The sequence below is a fragment of the Xanthobacter pollutisoli genome (genome assembly GCF_040044995.1).
In the GTDB taxonomy this organism is placed as follows: Bacteria; Pseudomonadota; Alphaproteobacteria; order Rhizobiales; family Xanthobacteraceae; genus Xanthobacter.
On the sequence record NZ_JBDZDP010000001.1, the window covers coordinates 92264 to 114637 of the forward strand.

Annotated in this window: 26 protein-coding genes; 5 read left to right on the forward strand and 21 right to left on the reverse strand. The window is 71.8% G+C overall.

Annotation, left to right across the window (positions count from 1 at the left end; translation table 11 throughout):
• Nucleotide 1: 1 nt before the first annotated feature.
• From ABLE93_RS00440 to ABLE93_RS00475, 8 genes are read right to left on the reverse strand one after another with little or no spacing between them, the layout of a single operon-like run.
• Nucleotides 2–574 (reverse strand): phage tail tape measure protein, encoded by a 573-nt coding sequence (locus ABLE93_RS00440; RefSeq protein WP_348837089.1) that lies wholly within the window; start codon nucleotides 572–574, stop codon nucleotides 2–4.
• A 9-nt stretch (nucleotides 575–583) separates the two neighbouring features.
• Nucleotides 584–796, reverse strand: coding sequence for a rcc01693 family protein (locus tag ABLE93_RS00445; RefSeq protein ID WP_348837090.1), 213 nt, complete (start codon nucleotides 794–796; stop codon nucleotides 584–586).
• Nucleotides 793–1143: a gene transfer agent family protein gene (locus ABLE93_RS00450; RefSeq protein WP_348837092.1), complete on the reverse strand. Its 351-nt coding sequence runs from the start codon at nucleotides 1141–1143 to the stop codon at nucleotides 793–795. The genes ABLE93_RS00445 and ABLE93_RS00450 overlap by 4 nt, the downstream gene beginning before the upstream one ends.
• 29 nt (nucleotides 1144–1172) lie before the next feature.
• On the reverse strand, nucleotides 1173–1580 hold the full coding sequence (locus tag ABLE93_RS00455; RefSeq protein WP_348837093.1) for a phage major tail protein, TP901-1 family: 408 nt from the start codon (nucleotides 1578–1580) through the stop codon (nucleotides 1173–1175).
• A 15-nt stretch (nucleotides 1581–1595) separates the two neighbouring features.
• Complete coding sequence (locus ABLE93_RS00460) at nucleotides 1596–2015, reverse strand: DUF3168 domain-containing protein (RefSeq protein ID WP_348837094.1); 420 nt, start codon at nucleotides 2013–2015, stop codon at nucleotides 1596–1598.
• Nucleotides 2012–2320, reverse strand: coding sequence for a hypothetical protein (locus ABLE93_RS00465; RefSeq protein ID WP_348837095.1), 309 nt, complete (start codon nucleotides 2318–2320; stop codon nucleotides 2012–2014). Before ABLE93_RS00465 ends, ABLE93_RS00460 begins: the two co-directional genes overlap by 4 nt.
• Nucleotides 2317–2640: a head-tail adaptor protein gene (locus ABLE93_RS00470; protein WP_348837096.1), complete on the reverse strand. Its 324-nt coding sequence runs from the start codon at nucleotides 2638–2640 to the stop codon at nucleotides 2317–2319. Before ABLE93_RS00470 ends, ABLE93_RS00465 begins: the two co-directional genes overlap by 4 nt.
• Entirely contained in the window at nucleotides 2637–3200 is a 564-nt protein-coding gene (locus tag ABLE93_RS00475) for a head-tail connector protein (RefSeq protein ID WP_348837097.1), read from the reverse strand. The genes ABLE93_RS00470 and ABLE93_RS00475 overlap by 4 nt, the downstream gene beginning before the upstream one ends.
• Nucleotides 3201–3379: 179 nt before the next feature.
• On the opposite strand from ABLE93_RS00475, the gene ABLE93_RS00480 reads away from it, so the two are divergent.
• Nucleotides 3380–4126, forward strand: coding sequence for a S1 family peptidase (locus ABLE93_RS00480; protein WP_348837099.1), 747 nt, complete (start codon nucleotides 3380–3382; stop codon nucleotides 4124–4126).
• Entirely contained in the window at nucleotides 4123–5037 is a 915-nt protein-coding gene (locus tag ABLE93_RS00485; RefSeq protein WP_510182952.1) for a lytic transglycosylase domain-containing protein, read from the forward strand. The genes ABLE93_RS00480 and ABLE93_RS00485 overlap by 4 nt, the downstream gene beginning before the upstream one ends.
• A 611-nt stretch (nucleotides 5038–5648) precedes the next feature.
• Here the strand turns inward: ABLE93_RS00485 and ABLE93_RS00490 are convergent.
• The 6 genes from ABLE93_RS00490 to ABLE93_RS00515 all read right to left on the reverse strand — a co-directional run bounded on the left by ABLE93_RS00490 (nucleotide 5649) and on the right by ABLE93_RS00515 (nucleotide 9932).
• Nucleotides 5649–6923, reverse strand: coding sequence for a phage major capsid protein (locus ABLE93_RS00490; protein WP_348837103.1), 1275 nt, complete (start codon nucleotides 6921–6923; stop codon nucleotides 5649–5651).
• A gap of 29 nt (nucleotides 6924–6952) precedes the next feature.
• Nucleotides 6953–7444, reverse strand: a complete 492-nt coding sequence (locus ABLE93_RS00495) for an HK97 family phage prohead protease (RefSeq protein WP_348837106.1) — start codon at nucleotides 7442–7444, stop codon at nucleotides 6953–6955.
• 3 nt (nucleotides 7445–7447) lie between these two features.
• Nucleotides 7448–7633 (reverse strand): hypothetical protein, encoded by a 186-nt coding sequence (locus ABLE93_RS00500; RefSeq protein ID WP_348837108.1) that lies wholly within the window; start codon nucleotides 7631–7633, stop codon nucleotides 7448–7450.
• 25 nt (nucleotides 7634–7658) lie between these two features.
• The gene (locus ABLE93_RS00505) at nucleotides 7659–7847 is read right to left on the reverse strand and encodes a hypothetical protein (protein WP_348837110.1); all 189 of its coding nucleotides are present in this window, start codon (nucleotides 7845–7847) and stop codon (nucleotides 7659–7661) included.
• A gap of 321 nt (nucleotides 7848–8168) precedes the next feature.
• Nucleotides 8169–9335 carry a phage portal protein gene (locus ABLE93_RS00510; RefSeq protein WP_348837112.1) on the reverse strand — a complete coding sequence of 389 codons (1167 nt, stop codon included), beginning with the start codon at nucleotides 9333–9335 and terminating at the stop codon, nucleotides 8169–8171.
• Between the two features lie 87 nt (nucleotides 9336–9422).
• Nucleotides 9423–9932: an HPP family protein gene (locus ABLE93_RS00515; RefSeq protein WP_348837115.1), complete on the reverse strand. Its 510-nt coding sequence runs from the start codon at nucleotides 9930–9932 to the stop codon at nucleotides 9423–9425.
• Nucleotides 9933–10153: 221 nt separating this feature from the next.
• Between ABLE93_RS00515 and ABLE93_RS00520 the strand changes: the two genes are divergently transcribed.
• The gene (locus ABLE93_RS00520) at nucleotides 10154–10429 is read left to right on the forward strand and encodes a hypothetical protein (RefSeq protein WP_348837117.1); all 276 of its coding nucleotides are present in this window, start codon (nucleotides 10154–10156) and stop codon (nucleotides 10427–10429) included.
• A gap of 4 nt (nucleotides 10430–10433) precedes the next feature.
• Here ABLE93_RS00520 and ABLE93_RS00525 read toward each other — a convergent pair whose 3' ends face one another.
• The 4 genes from ABLE93_RS00525 to ABLE93_RS00540 form a co-directional block, all read right to left on the reverse strand.
• The gene (locus ABLE93_RS00525; protein WP_348837119.1) at nucleotides 10434–11804 is read right to left on the reverse strand and encodes a DNA-packaging protein; all 1371 of its coding nucleotides are present in this window, start codon (nucleotides 11802–11804) and stop codon (nucleotides 10434–10436) included.
• Nucleotides 11698–12270, reverse strand: a complete 573-nt coding sequence (locus tag ABLE93_RS00530) for a hypothetical protein (RefSeq protein WP_348837121.1) — start codon at nucleotides 12268–12270, stop codon at nucleotides 11698–11700. Before ABLE93_RS00530 ends, ABLE93_RS00525 begins: the two co-directional genes overlap by 107 nt.
• Before the next feature lie 330 nt (nucleotides 12271–12600).
• Nucleotides 12601–13542, reverse strand: coding sequence for a GGDEF domain-containing protein (locus ABLE93_RS00535; protein ID WP_510182967.1), 942 nt, complete (start codon nucleotides 13540–13542; stop codon nucleotides 12601–12603).
• An 88-nt stretch (nucleotides 13543–13630) separates the two neighbouring features.
• Nucleotides 13631–14557: a sensor domain-containing diguanylate cyclase gene (locus ABLE93_RS00540; RefSeq protein WP_348838431.1), complete on the reverse strand. Its 927-nt coding sequence runs from the start codon at nucleotides 14555–14557 to the stop codon at nucleotides 13631–13633.
• A gap of 242 nt (nucleotides 14558–14799) precedes the next feature.
• Between ABLE93_RS00540 and ABLE93_RS00545 the strand changes: the two genes are divergently transcribed.
• Entirely contained in the window at nucleotides 14800–15453 is a 654-nt protein-coding gene (locus ABLE93_RS00545) for a hypothetical protein (RefSeq protein WP_348837124.1), read from the forward strand.
• Nucleotides 15454–15487: 34 nt separating this feature from the next.
• Here the strand turns inward: ABLE93_RS00545 and ABLE93_RS00550 are convergent, their stop codons facing one another.
• A complete protein-coding gene (locus ABLE93_RS00550; protein ID WP_348837127.1) occupies nucleotides 15488–17767 on the reverse strand; it encodes an NADP-dependent malic enzyme in 2280 nt (759 codons plus the stop codon).
• Nucleotides 17768–17925: 158 nt separating this feature from the next.
• Here ABLE93_RS00550 and ABLE93_RS00555 point away from each other — a divergent pair, with 158 nt between their 5' ends.
• Entirely contained in the window at nucleotides 17926–19971 is a 2046-nt protein-coding gene (locus ABLE93_RS00555; RefSeq protein ID WP_348837129.1) for an aq_1923 C-terminal domain, read from the forward strand.
• 36 nt (nucleotides 19972–20007) lie between these two features.
• On the opposite strand, the gene ABLE93_RS00560 is transcribed toward ABLE93_RS00555, so the two are convergent.
• Complete coding sequence (locus ABLE93_RS00560) at nucleotides 20008–20466, reverse strand: DUF2059 domain-containing protein (protein WP_348837131.1); 459 nt, start codon at nucleotides 20464–20466, stop codon at nucleotides 20008–20010.
• Nucleotides 20467–20582: 116 nt separating this feature from the next.
• Entirely contained in the window at nucleotides 20583–22355 is a 1773-nt protein-coding gene (gene aspS / locus ABLE93_RS00565) for an aspartate--tRNA ligase (protein ID WP_348837134.1), read from the reverse strand.
• Nucleotides 22356–22374 lie beyond the last annotated feature (19 nt).

Below are 22374 nucleotides of genomic sequence, written 5' to 3' on the forward strand. Positions count from 1 at the left end.
GTCACGCACCGCGCTGGCCGCGCGCCACCGCGCGCGCCACGAGCCCCGAGAGATAGGCGTCCGACCGGCGGAAGCCGGCGATGTCCGGCGTCGCGATGTTCACCGTCACCGCCGGCCGGCCGCCGCCCTCCGCGGCGCGCACCCCGAGCTTTCCGTCGGCGCCGCGGGCAAGGGGCAGGATGGCCTCGGCGCCCTTCTCGCCCATCAGGCCAAGGCCGGAACTGCCCATGGGAAAATAGGTCGGCGCCGCCACCACGCCGCCGCGCGCGAAGGGCTTCACCTGGCCGTCGGAAATCACCCCGCCGCGGGCGAAGCCGAGGGCGCCGCCGGCACCGGAGAGCAGCGAGGTGAGCGAGCTCTCCAGCGGCTTCAGGGCGGCGCTGAGGGCGAGGTTGGCGAGCCGGGTGACGAGCTGCTCCAGCACGCTGCCGAGGTCCTTGCCCTGCACTGCGAGCCCGGTGAAGGCCGAGGAGAGCGCCGAAGCGAAGCCGCGCGCGGAAACCTCCGCCGCGCCCAGCGCCGCCAGAGCGCTGCGGGTGTCCACCTCGAGGGCGATGTCGACGGTCTCGGTCATGGCCGGTCCTCAGTGGGAAGGGTCGGGATAGCGCGCCATCAGCGCCGCGAGGCCGGCCCGGTCGAGCCCGTCGGCCGGCGCGGGCAGCAGCGGTGCAAGGGCCGCGGCCAGCTCGCGGGGCGTCATGCGCCAGAAGGCATCGGGGGCGAGCCGCAACAGGCCGAGGCCAGCGCCCATGGCCTCGGCCCAGGGGAAGGGACGGGCCGCGGGCGAGGCTGTCACGCCGGCTGCGGCGGCGGAGGGGAAGGCGGCGCCTCGGCCTCCGCGCCGAAGGTGGCGGCGAGGAGATCGGCGACGATGCGCGCAAAGCCCGCCGCCCCGCCGTCGGCACGCATGCGGGCCACCTCCTCCACGCTCACCGACCCACCCGCCCCGTTGAGCCCGGCGGCAATGATGCGCGCCGCGTCGCGGGCGGAGAGCCGGCCGCGGCCGAAGCGCTCGGCCAGCGCCATCAGATCGTCGGCGCCGAAGGCGGCTTCCAGCTCCGCCAGTGCGCCGAGGGTGAGGACGAGCACGCGGGGCGTGCCGTCGAGCACGGCCGCGATCTCGCCGCGCCTGCGGTTGGGCATGGGTGTCTCCCGGCCAGAGGAAGGTGCGCTCACAGCGCGGCGAAGGTGATCTCGCCGGCGCTCTCCAGCGTCAGGTCGAAGGTCACCTCGCGGTCGTGCTCGGCTGCGATCTCCAGCGCGGTCACCTGGAACGGGCCGGAGAGGGTGCCGAAATCCGGGATCACGATCTGGCAGCCCGCCAGCGCGCCGGAGAAGAACAGCTGGCGCACGAGGGCGTCGGAGGCGGCATCCTTGAACACGCCGGAGCCCGCCACCGACGCGCGCCGGACGCCCGCCCCGTCGAGCAGCTCGCGCCAGCGGCCCGCGCTCTCCGAATGGGTCACGTCGACGCTCTGGGCGTTGAAGGCGAGGGTGCGGGTGCGCAGCCCCGCCACGGTCACGAACGCGGTGCCGTCATGCACCTTGAGAAGCAGGTCCTTGCCCTTCTGCGCGGCCATGTTGGTCTCCGAAGATCACAGGGGCTCGGTGACGGCGCGGAACCGCACCAGAGCGTGAAAGGTGCGCCCGTCGCTCTCGCGGCGGACCTCGGCGGTGGTGGCGCGCAGGTTGGCGAGCCGGTGGCCGGCGAGGGCGAGCGCCCCATCGTGCAGCACCTCCTGCACCCGCGCGGCGATGGCGAAGGCCTCCGCCCGCCCGCCGGAGCGGGAGAAGACGTGCAGGGTCAGCGCCTGCTCGGTGCCCGCCTCGGTGGCGGTGGACCAGTCGGCCACCACCGCCTCGCCGAGCGCCACGAAGGGGAAGTCCGCATCGGCCGGCGGCACGTCGTGGATGCGCGGCGCGCCGAGCAGTGCCACCAGCGCCGCATCGGCGGCGAGCGCGGCATGGAGCGCGGCGCGCAGGGCCAGGGCCGGGCTGTCGAGGGGCAGGCTCATCGCGTCCTCCAGCGCCGCGCGAAGGCGAGGCGGATGCGGTCGAGCACCGGATCGCCCGGCCGGTCGAAGGCGCCGCGCACGCGGGTCAGAAAGTCGGCGCCGGACACCTGCACGACCGGCCGCGACGGCGGGCCGGCGACGGCGGCAACGGCGCCGGTCTCGGTACGGATCTCGGCCGCCAGCGCCGCGGCGGCGCGCGCGGCGGCGGCGGCTTGCGCGGCGGGCAGGTGGCGGGCGGCGAGGCGGCGGGCGAGGCCGTCGAGGCCGCGCGTGCGCACCCTCAGCTCGGTGCCGCGCGCGCTCATGTCTGCTCCTCCCGGCAGCGGACGAGATGGAAGCGGCCGCGGCCGTCCGCGTCGGCGAGGCTCTCCACATGGAAGACGCGCCCGGCGTGGACCAGCCGGTCGCCGGCGGCGATGGTGTTGGGCGCGCGCACGGTGACGCGCACCTCCGAGAGCGCGCGCGGACGTTCTTCGGCGACGCCGTAGTCCATGGCCGCGGTTTCGATGGCACCCCACAGCACGTCGACGGCGAGGAAGGTGCGCGAGACGCCGCCGGCGCCGTCGGGCACGTCCACCGCCGTCTGGTGGGTGAGGCGGTGGCGCAGCGCGCCGATCCCGCTCACAGCCGCACCACGCGATGGGGCGCGACGAGCGCGCGCACGGCGGCGGGCAGCGCCGTCGCATCGCCCGGCCCGTCGCGATGCTCAAAGAGATGCGCGAGCATGAGCCGCACCGCCTGCACGAGATCGGCCGGCACGTCGGCGGCGGCCACGCCGTAGCCGGCCTTCAGCGTGATGACGATGCCGCCATGCGTCACCTGCGGCGCGGCCACGCGCGCGGGATCGACGCGGATCAGAGCGGGGGCGCGATCCGCCATCAGCGCCAGCGCGTCCGCCGGCAGAGCCATGGGCGTGCCGTCGGCGGCGGCAACCGTGGCGGTGAGGATCTCGCGCACCGGCGAGACCGGCGCCGGGATGATGCCGCGCAGCGGCCAGCGGTCGAGGGAGAAGCGCCAGGTCTGCTCCATCAGGATGCGGCCGGTGTCGGCCTCGACGTAGCGGCGCGCCGCGACGACGAGGGCGTCCACGAGGGCGTCTTCCGCATCGCCGTCGAGACGCAGGAAGGCCTTCGCCGCGTCCCGCGTCAGCGGCTCGGCGGAGGGGCCGGAAAGAAGCTCTGCCATGGTGGGCTCCGGTGATGTGAAAAGGCGGCCGCCGCCGGCGGCTCCCTCTCCGCTTGGGCGCGGGCGGTATGAGGGGGCCGCGTCGCCGTCGTCGGGACGACCGGCGAACCGGGCATGCCCCCTCGCCCGCCGGCGAGCGGCCATTGACGCCCCGCGGGCAGGGCGGCAGAAACGCAGGCATGATGACGTTCCGTCTCCTCGCCGCTGCGGCGCTGACGTGCTCCCTGCTCGCCCCCTCCGGGGCGCGGGCAATCGTCGGCGGCGCGCCGGCGGGCGCGGAGGTGGCGGCGCAGACGGTGATGATCGTCTCCACCCGCGGGGCCTCCTGCACCGGCGCGGTGCTGGCGCGCGACCTGCTGCTCACCGCCGCGCACTGCGTCGGGCCGGCGGGGGACTATGCGGTGGCGCTGGTGGACGACGGGCCACCCAAGCTGATTCCGGCGGCGCGGATCGCGGTGCATCCGCGCTTCGACGCCCGCCAGTTCCAGACTCGCCGGCCTACCCCCGACCTCGCCCTCGTCAAACTCGCCGAGCCCCTGCCCGGCCGATTGCGCGCCGCACGCCTCGCCGCGGCGAGCGGCCTGCCGGAGGCGGGCACGCGCTTTCTCATCGCCGGCTACGGCGTCAGCGCCGACGGCGCCGGCCAGAGCGCCGGCACGCTGCGCACCCAGGCGCTCCCCGCCATCGGCATCACCGGCGGCATCATCGTCCGGCTCGGGGTGGCCGAGGGCGGCGCCGGCGCCTGCACCGGAGATTCGGGGGGACCCGCCTTCCGCGAGGGGGCGCTGTCCGGGGTCATCGGCTGGGTGACGGCGGTGGGCGGCCGCAGCGGCTGCGGCGGCGTCACCGGCGTGACCCTTTTGTCGCCCCATCGCGACTGGATCGAGACCACTGCCGCGGCGCTCGGCAGCCCACTCGGGAGATGAGCATGGCGCCCGGCCGAACCTTCACCAGGTGGGCCGGCCGGCTGCTTCTTGTCGCATTCGCCGGCGCCGCCCAGGCGCAGCCGGCGGCGGAGGCCGTTCCGGCACCGCCGGCCACACCCGCACGGGGCGAGAGTGTCGATCACGCCATCTGCCGCCTCATCGAGGCGGCGGCTGCGAAGGAGAGCCTGCCTTCCTCCTTCCTCACCCGCCTCATCTGGCGCGAGAGCTCGTTCCGCCCCGATGTGGTGAGCCACGCGGGGGCGCAGGGCATCGCCCAGTTCATGCCCGGCACGGCGAAGGAGCGCGGGCTGCTCAATCCGTTCGATCCCGAGGCGGCGATCCCCGCCTCCGCCGCGCTGCTCGCCGACCTCAACCGCCGCTTCGGCAATCTTGGCCTCGCGGCGGCGGCCTACAATGCCGGGCCTGGCCGGGTGAACGGCTTCCTCGCCGGCGGCGGCCTGCCCAACGAGACCCGGACCTATGTGCGCCTCATCACCGGGCGCACCGCCGAGGATTGGGCGGGGCTGAAGCGCCAAGGCGGAACGGCGTTCTCCGCCAACACGCCGGACTTTACGTCCGAGCCCTGCCTCGTCACCGTCGCCGCCCTGCGCAAGGGCGCGCCGGCCCCGGCCGCCGGGGAACCGGCCAATACGCTGTTCGCGCCATGGGGCGTGCAGATCTCCGGCAACTATTCCCGCGAGATCGCCCTCGCCTCGTTCCGCCGCGAGGCACAGCGCGCGCCGCAGGTGTTCGCCGACCTCACGCCGGTCATCGTGGCGACGCGGGTGGGCGGGCGCGGTCCGCGCACCTTCTACCGTGTGCGCCTGCCGGCCCAGACCAAGGCGGACGGCACGAAGATGTGCGACCGCCTGCGCAAACTCGGCGGCGCCTGCCTGGTGCTGCCGAACTGAGGGGCGCTAAGCGCTCTGGCGCGGCGCTTGTTCCGTCGTGCTCCGAAGGCATCGCCGCTCTCTCGTACCCCGCACGCCTCCCCTCGTTCGTCGTGCTCCGGCTTGACCGGAGCACCCATCTCTCCGCCCCGCGCCGCTCCCGGTCGAGGCATGGGCCCTCCGGTCAAGCCGGAGGGCGACGGCGGGGTGGGGTTGGGCGGATCGGGTGGGGGCCAATCAAGGCGGGATGGAAGCGCGCGTCGCGCGCCCCTCTTCCGTCCGCAAGCCCGCTGCCCGTCGCGTTCCGCACGCCTCTCCTCGTCCGTCGTGCTCCGGCTTGACCGGAGCACCCATCGCTCCGCCCCGCTCAGCTCCCGGTCGAAACACGGGCCCTCCGGTCAAGCCGGAGGGCGACGGCGGGACGGGGAGCGCCATCGCGCCCCGGATGCATGCAGCGGCAGCGGAATGCGAGCCGGGGCCCAGCGCAATGGGTCGCCGAAGGCGCTTCGTCCCCCTCCGCGCCTGCTTCCGGCTCTCCCCCCGCCCGGTCGAAGCATGGGCCCTCCGGTCAGGCCGGAGGGCGACGGTGTTTCGTTCGCGCTACAGCGCGCCGGGAACGCGCGCGCCCTCCCTCAGCTGGCGGCGAACTTCAGCAGCTTGGCGGCGTCGAAGTCCTGGATGCCGCCGCCCACGCGCTTGGTGGTGTAGAACAGCACGTAGGGCTTGGCCGAATAGGGATCGCGCAGCACGCGCACCCCGGCGCGGTCCACCACCAGATAGAAGCGGCGGAAGTCGCCGAAAGCGATGGCGTAGGCGTCGGCGGCGATGGTGGGCATCGCCTCGCTCTCGGCCACCGGGAAGCCGAGGAGGCTCGCGCTCTGGCCGACGCCGGCGGGCGGCGCCCAGAGGTAGTTGCCGTTCTCGTCCTTCAGCTTGCGCACCGCTGCCTGGGTCCGCCGGTTCATGACGAAGGTGGCGTTCTGGCGGTAGCCGGCCTTCAGCGCGTAGACCAGGTCGAGCAGCGGATCCGCCGGAGTCGCGGCGGGAAAGGCGCCGGCCGCGCCGGTGGCGATGTAGCCCACCTTGTCCCAGCTCCACGCGCTCTCCGCCGCCTTGGTGTAGGCGAGGAAGCCCTTGGGCTTGGCGACGCCGTCGCCGGTGACGAAGGCCGTGCCCTCTTGCTCGGCGAAGGCGGCGTCCACCTCCTGCGCCAGCCACTCCTCCACGTTCACCTGCGCGTCGTCCAGCAGCGCCTGGGTCGCCGCCGGCATGGCGTAAAGCTCCATGGCGGGAAAGGCGATCTCGGCGAGGACCGGGCTGTCGGTCTGCGGGCGGGCGGCGGTCTCGGCGGCCCAGCCGGAGGCGGGCCCCGAGGTCATGAAGGGCTTGCGATAGGTGCCGCCGCCGATGACCCGCACGCTGGCCAGCGCCCGGATGGGCGAGAGGGCGGCGAGGCGCCGGCCGATCTCCGCTTCCGTCTCGTAGGGCACGAGATAGCCGCCGTCGGTGCCGGAGCCGGCGGAGAGGGCCTTGGCCTCCAGCGCCTTCAGGCCGCCGGCCTCGCCGTGGCGCACATAGGTGTCGAAGGCCGAGCCATGGGCGCGGGCATCGCCGGTGCGCTCGGGCGCGGCGCCCAGCTGCGGCCGGCGCGCCTTGGTGGCCAGCGCATCGAGCCGGGCCTGGTGGGCATCGAGGGCGGCGTCGATGCGGGCGAGCTGTTCGGTCGCCAGCACGTCGGTGCCGCGGCGCTCCATCTCGGCGAGGCGGGCGTCGTTCGCCTCCTTGTAGGCCTCGAAGGCGGAGAGGAAATCGGCGACCGCGACGCGGGCCTCGGCGCCGGCCACCTTGGTTTCGGGGGCAGCCTGGAGTTCGGCAGCGCCCGCGCGGGCGCCGGTGAGGATCGACATGGGATGAGCCTTCGGTCTGGAGGAAAGGGTCAAGCTTCCGCGGCGGCCCGCAGCCGCGCGGCGGCCGCCTGCAGCATCACGGCGGGGGATGCGGGCGGCGGGCGGACGATCCGCGCCGCCGGCTGCATGGGGAAGGTCACCACCGACACCTCCCACAGGTCGATGCGGGCAATGCGGCGCAGGCGGGTGCGCGGATCGGTCCGCGCTTCCACCGCCTTGAAGCCGATGGAGAGGCCGTCGAGCGCGCCCTCGCGCACCAGCGCCGCCACCTCCCGCGCGCGGGCGACAAAGGGCGAGAGACGGCCGCGCACATAGAGGCCGCGGGCGTCCTCATGGGCCTCGCTCCACACCCCGATGGGCTCGGCGGGATCGTGCTGGTAGAGCATGCGCACCCCGCCGGCGCCCTGGCGAGCGAGGGAGGCGGCGAAAGCGCCGCGCAGCACCAGGTCGCGGCCGAGGTCGGCCACGTCGAACAGGCAGGCGTAGCCCTCGATGGGGAAGCCTTCGGCATCGCGCGCCATAGCTCACTCCCCCTTCGCGGGGGCGGCCGGCGGCTTGCGGCGGCGGCGGCTCTTCTCCAGCCGCTCGAGGGTGGCGACGAACTCGCGGAACACGGTGGGCGCCGGCTGGGGCGGCGGCGCCTTGGTCCGCGGCGCGCCGGTGAGCGCGCGGATGCGCGGCCCCGACGCCTTGTGAAAGGGTGAGCGCATGGGGTTCTCCCGGATGGTGAGAGGGTCAGAGCGGATCGTCGAACCGGGCGTTGAAGCGGGCGAGCTCGCGCACGAAATCATCCATGCGGGCATTGGCCCGGGCGAGCTCGCCCAGCGCCCGCCACAGGCCGGCCGAGGCAGCGAGCGCCCACAGCAGCAGCGCCACATGCGCCAGATCGCCCCGCTCGGCGAAGGTGCGGATCAGGGTGTCCATGGCAGCTCGCGATGGGATGTGAAGGTCGATCCAACGGCGGGACGAGGAGGTCCATCGCGCCACGGACGCATGCAGCGGCAGCGCAATGCGCGCCGGGCCCCAGCGCAAAGATCCGCCGCGGGCGCTTCGTTCCCCCTCCCGCCGCATACGGGGCCCTGCCTAAGCATGGGCCCTCCGGTCAAGCCGGAGGGCGACGGCGGTACGAAGAACGCCCTCGCGCGCCCCGGACGCATGCAGCGCCAGCGGAATGCGAGCCGGGGCCCAGCGCAAAGGTCCGCTGCAGGCGCTTCCTTTCAGGTGGTGCGCGCGGGCCCCGCGCCCCTATCGCGCGCCATAGCCCACCGCCTCGCGCTTTTCCGCGTCGCTCAGGAACTCCGCCGCGCTGACCCGCGCCCACAGCTCCGAGCGCTCGGCGCTGAGCGCCTCGATCTGGTCGAGGTCGGGCACGAGCGTGAGGCCACCGCCGTAGGCCGGGCCGAGCCACAAGGCGAGGGCCTCGCACACCCGGCGCAGCAGGGGCACCACGCTCTGGCGCCACAAGGCGCGGTTGGCCTCGGCGTAATTGGCATAGGTGTTGTCGCCGGGGATGCCGAGCAGCAGCGGCGGCACGCCGATGGCGAGGGCGATCTCCCGGGCGGCGGAATTGCGCGCGGCCTCGAAATCCATGTCCTTGGGGCTGAGGGAGAGCGGGCGCCAGTCGAGCCCGCCCTCCAGCAGCAGCGGACGGCCGGCGTTGACCGCGCCCTGGAAGGAGGCTTCCAGCTCGCCCTTCAGCCGCTCGAACTGCTCCTCCGTGAGCGAGCCAGAGCCGCCGTACACCAGCGCGCCGGAGGGGCGGGCGGCGTTGTCGATGAGCGCCTTGTTCCAGGCGCTGGCGGCGTTGTGGAGGTCAAGGGCCTGGGCCGCCGCCTCCAGCGGCGCGAAGCCGTAATGGTCATCCAGCGGGTTGAAGGACGACAGGTGCAGGATGGCGGGCACCTCGGCGCCGGGCACCAATGTCTCCTGCGAGATGCGCACGGTCTGCGCCCCGAGGGTGTAGTCGAAGGCTTCGGGCCAGCCGTCGGGCCCCGGCACCACGCGCACCCGGTCGGGGCGCAGCAGGTGCAGCTCGCGCACCGCGCCGTCCACCGCCACCGCCTCCACATACGCGTTGCCGGCCACCAGCAGGTGGCAGCAGATCGCCTCCACCAGGCCGGCGCGGGTGAGGCGGGGGTTGGGGTGGTCGAGCAGGTCGAGCAGCGGATGGGCGTCGCGCTCGCGCCCCTTGTCCAGCAGCACCAGAGGCACGGACGCCGCCGCCTCGCCCACGAGGCGCACCGCGCGGTAGGCGATGGCGTTGCGGGCGAACCCCTCGCGGGTGAGGGAGGCGTAGTCGCGCGGGGTCCAGCGCGGCCGCCCGGCGGAGAGAAGCGCCACGAGGCGCGCCGTGCGACTCGCCTTCGCCTCGGGCGGAGAGCGGCGGAACGGGGCGAGAAGCTGGGCGAGCATGCAGGGCTCCGAAATGAAAACGGCCGCCCGAAGGCGGCCGATGGGGTCCGCCGACGGACGGCAGGACCAGGGAAAAACGGCGGGCGCTCAGGCGGCGCGACGGGGATAGTCGTGGTGGCGCGGCGGCAGCCGGTGGTAGAGGCTCGCCACCGCCACCAGAGCGACGGCGCCGGCCGCGACGATACCGGCGAGCTCGAACACCCCGATGGGCGACAGCGTCATCAGGATCGGCACCGCGCCCGCCGGCGGATGCGACACGCGCAGCAGCAGCATGGCGAGGATGGCGAGACCCACCCCCAGGGCCGCGGCCCACCAGGCACCGGGAAACAGCAGGGCGACGACGATACCGACGCCCACCGCCGCCCCGTAGCCGCCGATCACATTGGCCGGCTGCGCCAGTGGCGAGGCGGGGTGGCCGAACAGCAGCACCGCGCTGGCGCCGAACGGCGCGATGAGCAGCGGCAGGCTGGTGAAGGCGGCAGCGGCACCCACGAGCCCCATGCCCAGCATGCCGCCGAGGCCGGACTTCAGTCCGACCCCGAGGGATGCACAGTGCGGCTCATGACGGGCAAAAAAGGATCTGAGATGCGGTCGCATGGCTCCAGACACGGCAGACAGGGCCAATGTTAGGCAAAATGTCTGCACACATCGTTGTCATGCAGCCTCATTCATAGGCATACGATATCGGTATACCGTATCCGACGCAAGCTTCGCGCGCGTCCGCCGCCAGTTCCGCCGGCGGACGGAAAGGCGTAGATTGGCCAGAGCGTCAGATCCGGTGGCGTCACCGGAGCGGGGGGACGCATCGGGAGGGCGTCATGCTCTATGCCCTGGTCCTCATCGTCACCACCACCACGGTCCAGCCCGTCGCCACCGGCGCCATGGGCTATGCGGGCGGCCCCTATGGCGCCGCGCCGCTGGTCACCAGCCAGACCTCGCAGCAGATCATCGGCTACTACCGCTCCGAGCGCGGCTGCCTCGGCGCCAGCCTGAAGCGCAACGACCGCTGGCCCGACTTCGCGCCCGGCCAGAGCGTCACCGGCCTGTGCGTGCAGGTGGAAATCCCGGTGGGCGGCGTCGTCGTCGGCAGCTGAGGGCTCACAGCCCCCGCACCCGCGGGCTGCCCGCCCTCGGGCCGAGGGCGAGCGCCGTCACCGCCCACACCAGCGCGTCGAGCCGGTCGGGCGAGCGGCCCGAGGAAAGGCCGTCCGTGCCGAAGTCGCACATCTCGTCCTCCAGGGCGGGAAAGGCGCCGGCATGGCGCACACGCCCCTGCTCGTAGAGCGCGGCCACCGGCTCGGCGCGCAGGAACTTGCCGCGCGTCGCCCGCACCTGCTCCACCGGCACGGCCGGGTCCACCTCGGCGATGACGGCGCGCACCATCTCGCCGCCCTGGTTCACCTCGGCGACGATGCGGTCGGCGGCGAAGCGGTGGAACAGCGCCACCGCCTTCGCCGCCCATTGCGCCGGGCGCAGCCCGCGCTCGGTGGCGTCCGCCAGCACATGCACCACGCCGGCCGCATCGACGCCGGCCGCCACGAGGCCGCAGGCGTCGGCCCCGGCGCGGGAGGAGGCCGGCGGGTCCACCGCCACCACGATGCGCGCCAGCGGCGGCGCCTCGGCCTCGCGCAGCGCCTCCAGCGCCGGGCGGGCGAAGAGGGCGTCGGGCCGGTCCTCGATGATCTCGCCGTCCAACTCCTGTCGTCCGAGGCGGGTGCCGCCGTAGCGGGCGATTACCTGCCCGAGGAAGGTGGGGGCGAGGTGGAAGGCATTGTCCGCCGTCCGGGCCCGGCTCACCGCCGTGGCGGGATCGGCCAGAAGCCGGCGCAACAGAGCGGTGGGGCGCGGCGTGGTGGTCACCATCTGGCGCGGCTGCGCGCCGAGCCTCAGGCCGAACTGCAGCATGTCGAAGGTCGCTTCCGCGCGCCTCCATTTGGCCAGCTCGTCGAGCCAGGCGGCAGCGAACTGGGGGCCCCGCAGGCTCTCCGGGTCCTCCGCCGAGAAGCCCTGCGCCACCGCGCCGTTGGGCCACACGAGCCGGCGCCGGGTGGGCTCCCAGCGGGGCCGCTCGTCGCGCGGGTGGACGGCGAGGACGCCGGAGACGCCCTCCACCATCACCTCGCGCACATCGGCCATGGTCTCCGCCACCAGCGCGATGGGGCTTGCCGCGGCAGGGGAAAAGGGCGGTCGGCCGAGGGCGAGGCCGCGCACCCATTCGGCGCCGGCGCGGGTCTTGCCGGCGCCGCGGCCGCCCAGCACCAGCCAGGTGGACCACGGGCCCCCGCCCTGCGCCGCCTCGGGGGGAAGCTGGTCGGGCCGCGCCCACAGCTCCCAGTCGGCGAGGAGGCGCGCGGCATCGGTCTCAGGCAGGCCCGCCAGCAGGGCCTGCGCCGTCCCCGCCTTCGCGCAGGCGATCAAGGCGGCGCGCAAGCTCGCGGCGGAAGCTGTCGAGGTCGCGGATGCCGTCATCTTGGGTCTTCGCCTTCCGCATCTTTCTGGCATCGGCCTCGAGGGCGGAGAGTTCGCGCAGGGTGCGCGCCAGCACCGCGAGGGCGCGGGCATCCTTCTCCGTGTCGGCGGCGGCGCGGGGGGCGGCGTCCTCCGCCACCGGATCGGCCGCCCGAGCCAGCCGGTCCTCGATCTCGTTGATCTGCCGTTCCGCCGCGCGCCACAGCCGCCGCAGCAGGCCCTTGCGGTCCGGCCGGCCGGCTGGCGCGGGAACCGGCCGGCCGCCGGCCGGCTGCACCGTCCGGCGCGGCACCGGACTGAAACGGACGGCGCCGTCCCCGGTCACCTCGCGGTCGATCCAGTAATAGGCCCCGGCGCTGGAAAAGCCGGTCTGCCGACGGATCTCCGCCATGCTGGCGCCGGCAATATAGAGGCTGCGCGCCAAGGCGCACCGCGCCGGCGCGGGCTTGCCTGAAGAAGCATGCATGAAAGGACCCCCTGATGGGAGCAAGGACAAAAGCGCCTCAGGCCGGACCGGCGCAGGCGGCGCGGACACCTCTGTATCGCGGGCGATGCAGAAAGCCCGACGCGCCGTGAGCCACCCCGCCCCACACGCCAAGCCGGCGCGCGGGCACGACCCAGACGACCAAAGGAAGGGGCGCATCTCAACCGAAAATGCGCCGGGATGACGCGAAGGCTCAGAGGCCGAGAACACCGCGCCCTGCGGTGCCCGCCGGGGCACACGTCTCGAACATGGGGAAAAGCTACCGGAGCAGCGTCACGCTGTCAAGGATAAAAATCCTAATCTTCTGAGTTTTTATTCCTTGTGCGGCCTAACCCCCTCCTCCGCCAGATGAATCCGATCCCGCCCCGCCAGCTTGGCGGCGTAGAGGGCGCGGTCGGCATGGCCGTAGACCTCGGCATAGGTCGCACCCGGGCGGGCGGGGGCGATGCCGGCGGAGAAGGTGTAGGTGAAGGCGGGAACGTGCGGCAAAGGCCGCGAGGCGCGGATCAAGGCCAGCATGCCCTCCACGATCTCCGCCGCCTCCGCAACGCCGGTCGCCGGCAGCACCAGCACGAATTCCTCGCCGCCCACCCGGCCGAAGCAATCGGAGCGGCGCAGCGCCGTGGCCATGGCGGCGGCGAAGGCGCACAGAATGTCATCGCCTGTCTGATGGCCGTAGGCGTCGTTGATGTATTTGAAATTGTCGAGGTCGATGACGCACAGGCTGCCGCCGGGTCCGGCCGGAGCCATCATGTCCTCGGCCCGCGCCGTGACGAAGCGGCGGTTGGCGACGCCGGTCAATTCGTCGGTGAAGGAGGCCGATATGGCGCGGTCGCGCGCCTGGCGGATGGCCCGGTCCTCGGTGCGGAAGGCGGTCACGTCCACGGCGATGGTGAGCATCCAGCCGCCCGCATCTACCGTCTCGGTCACCAGAAGCCAGCGGCCGTCGTAAAGGTCGGTCTCGAACGTGCGGTAGGCGAGCTTGCCCCGGCGCGACCGGGCGGAGGCGATCCAGGCCTCGAAATCGGCGGTGGCGATGATCACACCGCGCCGCGCCGCGTGGTTGCGCCGGACCATCTCCTCCCAGGTCAGCTCCTCGCCGGGGGCGAGATAATGCGCCGCGCGGCACGCGGCATTGGCGTAGCGCATGCGATCGGAAGGGTCGTAAAGCGCGACGAGCAGCGGCGTCGCCTCGTAAAGGGCGCGGATGCGCTCGATGGTCTCGGACGGCGGCGGGGCTTCGGGCGGGACCATCGGCGGCGTATGAGTCGGCTTCGGCGGCGGCATCACGATGGGGCCCACCATAGCAGAACACCGGGCGCTGCCGCACCGGGATGCAGCATCACCGCTTGGCCTGGATCGCCGGCGGCATGCTGTCGTCTTCCACCTGGATGCGGTTGCGGCCGGTCATCTTGGCGAGATAGAGCGCCCGGTCGGCCCGGCCGTAGAGATCGCCGAAGCTGGTGCCCGCCTCGGCGGTCGCGATGCCGGCGGAGAAGGTGTAGGTGAATTCCGGCCAGTGCGACAACGGCCGCGACAGCCGCACCAGCGCCAGCATGCGCTCGACGATCAGCACCGCCTCCGCCGCCCCCGTGCCGGGCAGCACCAGCGCGAACTCCTCCCCGCCGATGCGGCCGAAGCAGTCCTTGCGGCGGACGAGGCCGTTGATGCGGGCGGCGAAGTCGCGCAGCACCGTGTCGCCCGCGATATGCCCGACGAGGTCGTTGATATACTTGAAATTGTCGAGGTCGAGGACGCACAGCGCCCCGCCCGGCCCGTCGGGGGCGAGCATGTCGTCCACCCGCGCGGTGACGAAGCGGCGATTGGCGATGCCGGTGAGGTCGTCGGTCTGCGCCTCCTTGAGGGCCGAGTCGCGGGCCTGCCGCACCGCCCGCTCGTCCGGCCGAAAGGCGGTGATGTCGCTGGCGATGCACAGCATCCAGCCGGAGGGCGAGACCGTCTCGGTCATCAGCAGCCAGCGGCCGTCGCTGAGATCGGTCTCGAAGGCGCGGTAGGCGGTCTTGCCCCGCCGCGACAGGGTGGAGACGAGCCACGCCTCGAAATCCGGCGTGGTGATCACCGTGCCCCGGCCGGCCGCGTGGTTGCGGCGCATCAGCTCCGCCCAGGTCGGCGCCTCGTCCGGTCCGAGGGCGAAGGCCGAGCGGAACGCCGGATTGGCGTAGCGCAGCCGGTCCATGGGATCATAGGCTGCCACCAGCACCGGGGTGCTGTCGTACAGAATGCGGAGCTCGTCGAGGACGTCCACCATCTCGTTGCCATCATAGCCCAAATCCACGACAGGCGCGGGACACGGGGCGCGGCAGGATCTCGCACGCCGCCCGAGGGTTTACGCAGGGCCGCCCGGGCCGGATCGCCGGTGGCGCGCGCTTTGGCGGCGTGGCGGGCGGCGCCGGCCTGCGCTATGGAGACACAGGCGCCCGGCTCGCGCGGTCGCGTTGCTTGCCTCAATCCGGCCTGCCGGGATCGCGTCTCTCCAAGGTGTGCGTTGCCATGCTCCTGTTCGGCCTGCCGGTCCTGCTGCCCCTGATCCTCGCCGGTTGCCTGCTGGTGCCCGCCCGCGCGCTGGAGACGAACGTGCGCTGGCCTGACACCCCCGCAGCCCGCCGCACGGCGCAGGATCTGGTGGAGGAGCTGAACCGCGAGCTGCTCGCCCGACCGAGCGCCACCGCCACGCTGGAGAAGTGGTGTGCCGACCGCGGCATCGCCACACCCGCCCGGGTGGTGGCCGCGCGGGTGCGCGACCAGGAGGGTATGGCGCCTGCCGACGTGCGCGCGCTCCTCAACGCCGGGCCGGACACCCCGGTGCGCCATCGCCGGGTCCGCCTCGCGTGCGGTCCGGTGATTCTGTCGGAGGCGGATAACTTTTATCTGCCGGAAAAACTGACCCCGGAGATGAACGCAGAGCTGGACGGCACCGATACGCCGTTCGGCAAGGTAGTGCGGCCTCTCGACTTCCGCCGCCGCACCCTCGACGCTCAGCTGCTGTGGCGGCCGGCCGAGGCGTCGGGCGACGGCGCCGCCCTCCCCCTGCCCGCCTTCGTCCTGACCCATCGGGCAGTGCTGACTCTGCCCGATGGCACCCCTTTCAGCGCTTTGATCGAGCGCTACACCTCCGGCATCCTGGCCGCCCCGCCGGCCCGCTGAGGCCTGGTGGGGGGGGGATCAGAGGATCCGCGCCTCAGTCCGTCTGGGCCTCGGCGACGGCCACCGCGGTCATGTTGACGACGCCCCGGGTGGTCACCGAGGGACCGAGGATATGGGCCGGCTTGGCGGTGCCCATGAGGATCGGCCCCACCGGCAGAGCGTCGCCCAACACCTTGATCATGTTGAAGGCGATGTCCGCCGCGTCCAGGTCCGGCATCACCAGGACGTTGGCGACGCCCGACAGGGTCGAGTGCGGGAAGGAGCGCTTGCGGATGTCTTCCAGGAGCGCCGCATCCGCCTGCATCTCGCCGTCCACCTCCAGATGCGGCTCGCGCTCGCGGATGATGGAGAGGGCGGAACGCACCCGTTTGGCCGACAGCGTCTCGTGGCTGCCGAAGTTGGAGTGCGAGAGCAGAGCGACCCTCGGCTCCAGGCCGAAGCGGCGCACGTGCGCCGCCGCCAGCACGGTCATCTCTGCCAGGTCCGCGGCCGTGGGCTCGGTCTGGATCTGCGTGTCGCAGATGAAGAAATTGCCCTTGGAGGTGATCAGCAGCGACAGCGCCGCCAGCTCCTTCACGCCGGGCGCGAGACCGATGATGTCGCGCACCTGACGCAGGTGGCGCACGAAGCGACCCTCGATGCCGCACAGCATAGCGTCCGCCTCGCCGCGGTGGACCGCCAGCGCCGCGATGACGGTGGGATGGGTGCGCACCAGCGTGCGGGCGGCATCGGGCGTCACGCCGCGGCGACCGGCCACTTCCACATAGTCGCGCACATAGTCGCGGTAGCGCGGATCATCCTCGGGATTGATGAGGTCGAAGTCGCGGCCGGGCAGGATCGACAGGCCGAAGCGCTTGAGGCGGGTGTCCACCACGCTCGGGCGGGCGACGATGATCGGGCGGGCGATGCCCTCCTCCACCACCGCCTGCACCGCGCGCAGCACGCGCTCGTCCTCGCCCTCGGCATAGATGACCCGCTTCACCGAGCGCTTCGCCTTGGCGAACAGCGGCCGCATGATGAAGCCGGAGCGGAAGACGAAATGGTCCAGCCGCTCGATATAGGCGTCCATGTCGGTGATGGGGCGGGTGGCGATGCCGGTGTCCATGGCCGCCTTCGCCACCGCCGGCGCGATGCGCAGGATGAGGCGCGGATCGAACGGCGATGGGATGAGCGAATCGGCGCCGAAGGAGCGGCTCTCGCCGCCATAGGCGCGGGCCACCACGTCGGACGGGGTCTCGCGGGCGAGGGCCGCGAGGGCCTCCACGGCCGCCATCTTCATCTCGGGATTGATGTCGGTCGCGCCCACGTCCAGCGCCCCGCGGAAGATGTAGGGGAAGCACAGGACGTTGTTGACCTGGTTGGGGAAGTCCGAGCGGCCGGTGCAGATCATGGCGTCGGGCCGCGCCTCGCGGGCGACCTCGGGCATGATCTCCGGCACCGGATTGGCGAGGGCGAGGATGAGCGGGTGGTCCGCCATTTTCTTCACCATCTCCGGCTTCAGCACGCCGCCGGCCGAGAGGCCGAGGAAGATGTGTGCGCCGTCGATCACCTCGTCCAGCGTGCGCTTGTCGGTCTTCTGGGCGAACTTCTCCTTCCACGGATCCATGAGGGTGTTGCGGCCGTCATAGACCAAGCCCTCGATGTCGGTGACCCAGATGTTTTCCTTCTTGGCACCGAGCGAGACGAGCAGATTGAGGGAGGCGAGGGCCGCCGCACCCGCACCGGAGGTGACGATCTTCAGATCCTCGATCCTGCGGTTGCCGATTTCGAGCGCGTTGCGAACGGCGGCGCCGACGATGATGGCGGTGCCGTGCTGGTCGTCATGGAAGACGGGGATCTTCATGCGCGCGCGCAGCTGATCTTCCACCTCGAAGCACTCGGGGGCCTTGATGTCCTCGAGGTTGATGCCGCCGAAGGTGGGCTCCAGCGCGCTCACCACGTCCACCATGCGCTCGACCGTCAGAGCGTCGATCTCGATGTCGAACACGTCGATGCCGGCGAACTTCTTGAACAGGACGGCCTTGCCCTCCATCACCGGCTTGCCGGCGAGGGGCCCGATGTTGCCGAGGCCCAGAACCGCCGTGCCGTTGGAGACCACACCGACGAGATTCGCCCGGATGGTGAGCTCGGCGGCGAGCAGCGGATCGGCCGCGATGGCCTCGCAGGCGGCGGCGACGCCGGGCGAATATGCAAGAGCAAGATCGCGCTGATTTCCCAACGGCTTGGTGGCCTGGATCTCCAGCTTCCCCGGCTTCGGCGTGCGGTGATAGTAGAGTGCGCCCGAACGCAGATCCTCGGAAATGTTGGACGCCATGCCTCTTCCCCCCTCATCAATACGGACCGCCGCGGAAAAGCGGCCGGCAACCTAGCCGCCGCGCATGCTTATGTCACGGTGGACCGCACAAATTGGGTTATGTTGCGTGCGCATGGCCGCCCTTCCGCAGGGGCGGGAATGAGACAGGGATGACAGGCATGACAGTCGGGTCAAAGACCTTGGCGCGGATCGCGGTGGCGGTAGGCCTCGTCGCGGTGCTCGCCGCGGCGGGCTGGTTCGGCTTTTCCGCATGGTCGCGGGCCAAGGTGCGCGCGGAAGTGGACCAGGCCTTCGCCAGCATGCGCGAGGCCGGCGCCAAGGCGGATTTCGCCGACGCCACGTTCGACGCAGTGGACCAGGCCGTGACCGTCACCGGCATTTCCATCACCTCCGCCGACGGCACGGCCAGCGTGAAGATCGCCCGGCTTTTGGCCCGCGGCGCCGAGGGCCCCCACGATCGGCGCGTCACCCTCGAGGCCCTCGATCTGGACGGGTTGGAGATCGCCCTCTCGGGCGATGCGGCCGCAGGCGGGACCATCACCTATTCCGTGCCCCAGGTGATGATCGACCGCTACAACGGCCCCATGACCCTGATCGCCACCGGCGAGGGGAAGGGTCCGTTCGGCGCGCTCAGGGTCGCGCTGCGGCAGCTCGGGGCGACCACCGCCGCCAAGGTGACCATTCCCGAGGCGAAGGGCCGCATCGCACCCGCCGGCGCGCCGGCCGTGGAGGTGAGCTACACCAACCTCGCCGCCGAGGGCGTGAATGCCGGCGCGGTGCGCAGCCTCATCATCGACCGCTCCACCTTCGTCACCACGACCCCGCCGCCCGAACCGACCGCCGCCCCTCCCGGCAGCCCGGCGCCGGCCCCCGCCAAGGTCACCGCCCGCCTCGACGGGCTGGTGGCGGCCCAGATCGACACCGCCCCTCTCCTCCTGATGACCCAACAGGACGGACCGACGGGCAAGGTGGCGGAGACCTATGGCCGCATCTACGGCAAGGTGGTCACCGGCCCCTATGTCGTCACGGTGGAAGGCGGCCCCACCCATGGCGCAGCCTCCCTCCTCATGGAGAATGTCGCCATCAAGCCCTCGGCCTTCGACCCGGCGCGCCTGCTGGAGATGAAGGCCCTCAGCATCAAGGGCCCGCACCTGACCTCGGCGGAGAGCCGCCGTGCCTTGGAGCTGTCCCGCGACCTCATCGGCGGCCTGTCGTTCGGCACCGTTGCCCTGATGCAGGCCTATACCAAGGACAAGGAGGAGAGCGGGCGCATCGGGACGCTGCGGCTGGAGAGCCTCGCCAACGGCGTTCTTGACGGCATGACCTTCGAGCAGGTGGAAGGCATGACCCCTGACGGGAAGGCCACCCTCGGCCGGTTCGCCGTGCGGCAGCTGGACTTCAACCAGCTCGCCCGGCTCGCCGCCGAGGCGGAAAGCCCCTCCCCCCTTTCGGCGCTCGTTCTGTTCCGCGTGATGAGCGGGCTGGAGCTGAAGGATCTGGAAGTGCCCTATGGCGAGGGCGGCGCCGGCGTGCGCAACGAGCCGGTCAAGATCGGGACTTTCGCTTTGTCGTGGGGCGGCAATTTGGGCGTGCTCCCCTCCTACCTCGACTTCGCGCTCACCGATGTATCCGGCCCCATCCGGCCGGAGGACGGAGAGCCCTTCACCTATCTGATCGCCGCCGGCATGAAGCGCGCGACGGTCTCCATGGGGCTCAAGGCGGCCTACGACATCAACGAACGGACGCTGGCCATCGCGCCGGTGACGACGGAGGTGAAGGACGCGTTCAAGGTGTCCATCGAGAGCACGCTGGACGAAGTGCCTGACAGCGCCTTCAGCGAAGCGGCGGGCTTCATGTCGGCCCTGCCCACGGTGGCGGCGGGGCCGGTGAAGGTGACCCTGACCGATCTCGGCCTCGCCAAGCTGGTATTCGCCCAGCTCGCCGCTGCCGCCGGAGTCAGCGAAGCCGACTATCGCGCCGAGGTCGTCACCCTCGCGGAGGGCATCGCCGCGGACCTGGAGGAGGCCTCGCCAGAGGCCGCGACGGTGGGTGCCGCCGCCGTGGCCTTCCTGCGCAATCCGGGCACGCTCACCGTGACGGCGACCCCCAAGGGCCGGGTGCCGCTGATGGCGCTCGCCGCCTCGGGTGATCCGAGCATTCTGCTGGAGGCCTTCACTTTCGAGGCCACTGCCACGGCGCCTTGACGGTCGCCGTCGGGCGGAGGCTGCGGCGTCGCCCGATCAGCGGGGGGCGCCGGGGCCGGAGTTGAACAGCACCACCAGCTTCATGATCTGCTGCTGGATGGCGGCGTTCACCTCGTCCGGCTTATTCTCTTCCACCTCGACCACCTTCCGGCCGATAGGGCTGGAATAGAAGGCGACGAGCTCCTTCAGCTCCGCCGCGGTGAAGGCGCCCGCATAATAGGTGGCGAACACCTTCACCAGGTCCTCGCGAATCCCGCCGGAATCCTTGACGAGCGCGGCCCGCGCCTCGGCCTGCTTATCGGCCGGCAGCTTCTCCACCACCTGGCCGATCATGCGGGTGATGCGGCCGTCGAGGCCGGGCGTGACCGACTGGTCCACAACCTGCCGCGCCAGCTTCACCTTGTCGGACGCCTCATCGGCCATGGCGAGGGTGGGCGCCGCCACGGCGGGCAGCGTCAGGGCTGCGGCAACCAGCAGCGAATAAGCGAACCGCATGAAACTCCTCCCCGGGGGCACCCGCGCATCCGTATGGGCGCGGTGCGTCCCACGCTGCACATATAGCGACTTCGCCGGCGCCGCGCGCGGCTCGGTTTGCGGCACAGCCGCGCCGCTTACTTCTGCGGCGGCACCGGTCGGATGTGGAGTTCGCGCAGCTGCTTCGGTGTCGCCTCGTTGGGGGCGCCCATGAGCAGGTCGAGGGCCTGCTGGTTCATGGGGAAGATGGAGATCTCGCGCAGGTTCGTCGTCCCGCACAGGAGCATGACGATGCGGTCCACGCCCGCCGCCATGCCGCCATGGGGCGGCGCACCGTACTGGAAGGCGCGGTACATGCCGCCGAAGCGCTCCACCACGGTCGCCTCGTCATAGCCGGCAAGCTCGAACGCCTTCACCATGGTCTCGGGGCGATGGTTGCGGATGCCGCCGGAGGCGATCTCGTAGCCGTTGCAGGCGATGTCGTACTGGAACGCCTTGATGGCGAGCGGGTCCTGGGTTGTGAGCGCCTCGAGCCCGCCCTGCGGCATGGAGAAGGGGTTATGGGAGAAGTCGACCTTCTTCTCGTCTTCCGACCATTCGTAGAACGGGAAGTCGACGATCCAGGCCAGCTCGAAGCGGTCCTTGTCGATGAGGTTCAGCTCCTCGCCCACCTTGGTGCGGGCAAGGCCGGCGAACTTGACGAACTTGTCCGGGTCACCGGCGACGAAGAAGGCGGCATCGCCGGCCTTGAGGCCGAGCTGGGCGCGGATCGCCTCGGTGCGCTCGGGGCCGATGTTGTTGGCGAGCGGGCCGGCGCCCTCGCCGCCCTCGCGCCACATGATGTAGCCGAGGCCCGGCTGGCCCTCGCCCTGCGCCCAGCTGTTCATGCGGTCGCAGAAGGCGCGGGAGCCGCCGCCGGGGGCGGGGATGGCCCACACTTCGTTCTTCTCTACCTCCAGCATGCGGGCGAACACCTTGAAGCCCGAGCCGCGGAAATGGTCGGAGACGTTCTGCATAACCAGCGGGTTGCGCAGGTCCGGCTTGTCGGTGCCGTACTTGCGCAAGGAGTCCGCATAGGGGATGCGGGGCCAGTTCTTCGTCACGGGCTTACCGGCGGCAAACTCCTCGAACACCCCGGTGATGACCGGTTCGATGGCCGCGAACACGTCCTCCTGCTCGACGAAGCTCATCTCCAGGTCGAGCTGGTAGAACTCGCCCGGCAGGCGGTCGGCGCGGGGGTCCTCGTCGCGGAAGCAGGGGGCGATCTGGAAGTAGCGGTCGAAGCCGCTCATCATGATGAGCTGCTTGTACTGCTGCGGCGCCTGCGGCAGCGCATAAAAGGTGCCCGGGTGCAGGCGCGAGGGAACGAGGAAGTCGCGCGCGCCCTCGGGCGACGAGGCGGTGAGGATGGGCGTCTGGAACTCGAAGAAGCCCTGGTCCTTCATGCGCCGGCGCATGGCGTCGATGATGGCGCCACGGGTCATGATGTTGCGATGGAGCTTCTCGCGCCGCAGGTCGAGGAAGCGGTACTTGAGCCGCGTCTCTTCCGGGTATTCCACGTCGCCAAACACCGGCAGGGGCAGTTCCGCGGCCGGGCCCAGCACTTCCAGCTCGGTGGCGTAGACCTCGATCGCGCCGGTGGCGAGGTCGGCGTTCTCGGTGCCCTCGGGGCGGGTGCGCACCTTGCCGTCGATGCGGATGACCCATTCCGAGCGCACCTTCTCGGCGTCCTTGAAGGCGGCGCTGTCGGGGTCCACCACCACCTGGGTGAGGCCGTAATGGTCGCGCAGATCGATGAACAGCACGCCGCCGTGGTCGCGGATGCGGTGGCACCAGCCGGACAGGCGCACGATCTCGCCCACCTCGGCGGTCGAAAGCGCGCCGCAAGTATGGGAGCGGTAACGGTGCATGGGTCGCCCTTTCAAGGCT

Excerpts from the sequence above, each read along its gene's own strand:
- ABLE93_RS00520 (WP_348837117.1), top strand. The coding sequence starts at position 10,154 with ATGCTCTATGCCCTGGTCCTCATCGTCACCACCACCACGGTCCAGCCC.
- ABLE93_RS00480 (WP_348837099.1), top strand. The coding sequence starts at position 3,380 with ATGATGACGTTCCGTCTCCTCGCCGCTGCGGCGCTGACGTGCTCCCTG.
- ABLE93_RS00505 (WP_348837110.1), bottom strand. The coding sequence starts at position 7,847 with ATGGACACCCTGATCCGCACCTTCGCCGAGCGGGGCGATCTGGCGCAT.
- aspS (WP_348837134.1), bottom strand. The coding sequence starts at position 22,355 with ATGCACCGTTACCGCTCCCATACTTGCGGCGCGCTTTCGACCGCCGAG.
- ABLE93_RS00525 (WP_348837119.1), bottom strand. The coding sequence starts at position 11,804 with ATGACGGCATCCGCGACCTCGACAGCTTCCGCCGCGAGCTTGCGCGCC.
- ABLE93_RS00475 (WP_348837097.1), bottom strand. The coding sequence starts at position 3,200 with ATGGCAGAGCTTCTTTCCGGCCCCTCCGCCGAGCCGCTGACGCGGGAC.
- ABLE93_RS00535 (WP_510182967.1), bottom strand. The coding sequence starts at position 13,542 with ATGGTCCCGCCCGAAGCCCCGCCGCCGTCCGAGACCATCGAGCGCATC.
- ABLE93_RS00555 (WP_348837129.1), top strand. The coding sequence starts at position 17,926 with ATGACAGTCGGGTCAAAGACCTTGGCGCGGATCGCGGTGGCGGTAGGC.
- ABLE93_RS00490 (WP_348837103.1), bottom strand. The coding sequence starts at position 6,923 with ATGTCGATCCTCACCGGCGCCCGCGCGGGCGCTGCCGAACTCCAGGCT.
- ABLE93_RS00550 (WP_348837127.1), bottom strand. The coding sequence starts at position 17,767 with ATGGCGTCCAACATTTCCGAGGATCTGCGTTCGGGCGCACTCTACTAT.
- ABLE93_RS00500 (WP_348837108.1), bottom strand. The coding sequence starts at position 7,633 with ATGCGCTCACCCTTTCACAAGGCGTCGGGGCCGCGCATCCGCGCGCTC.
- ABLE93_RS00460 (WP_348837094.1), bottom strand. The coding sequence starts at position 2,015 with ATGAGCCTGCCCCTCGACAGCCCGGCCCTGGCCCTGCGCGCCGCGCTC.
- ABLE93_RS00530 (WP_348837121.1), bottom strand. The coding sequence starts at position 12,270 with ATGCATGCTTCTTCAGGCAAGCCCGCGCCGGCGCGGTGCGCCTTGGCG.
- ABLE93_RS00440 (WP_348837089.1), bottom strand. The coding sequence starts at position 574 with ATGACCGAGACCGTCGACATCGCCCTCGAGGTGGACACCCGCAGCGCT.
- ABLE93_RS00510 (WP_348837112.1), bottom strand. The coding sequence starts at position 9,335 with ATGCTCGCCCAGCTTCTCGCCCCGTTCCGCCGCTCTCCGCCCGAGGCG.
- ABLE93_RS00485 (WP_510182952.1), top strand. The coding sequence starts at position 4,123 with ATGAGCATGGCGCCCGGCCGAACCTTCACCAGGTGGGCCGGCCGGCTG.
- ABLE93_RS00465 (WP_348837095.1), bottom strand. The coding sequence starts at position 2,320 with ATGAGCGCGCGCGGCACCGAGCTGAGGGTGCGCACGCGCGGCCTCGAC.
- ABLE93_RS00560 (WP_348837131.1), bottom strand. The coding sequence starts at position 20,466 with ATGCGGTTCGCTTATTCGCTGCTGGTTGCCGCAGCCCTGACGCTGCCC.
- ABLE93_RS00545 (WP_348837124.1), top strand. The coding sequence starts at position 14,800 with ATGCTCCTGTTCGGCCTGCCGGTCCTGCTGCCCCTGATCCTCGCCGGT.
- ABLE93_RS00515 (WP_348837115.1), bottom strand. The coding sequence starts at position 9,932 with ATGCGACCGCATCTCAGATCCTTTTTTGCCCGTCATGAGCCGCACTGT.
- ABLE93_RS00455 (WP_348837093.1), bottom strand. The coding sequence starts at position 1,580 with ATGGCCGCGCAGAAGGGCAAGGACCTGCTTCTCAAGGTGCATGACGGC.
- ABLE93_RS00495 (WP_348837106.1), bottom strand. The coding sequence starts at position 7,444 with ATGGCGCGCGATGCCGAAGGCTTCCCCATCGAGGGCTACGCCTGCCTG.
- ABLE93_RS00540 (WP_348838431.1), bottom strand. The coding sequence starts at position 14,557 with ATGGTGGACGTCCTCGACGAGCTCCGCATTCTGTACGACAGCACCCCG.
- ABLE93_RS00450 (WP_348837092.1), bottom strand. The coding sequence starts at position 1,143 with ATGCCCAACCGCAGGCGCGGCGAGATCGCGGCCGTGCTCGACGGCACG.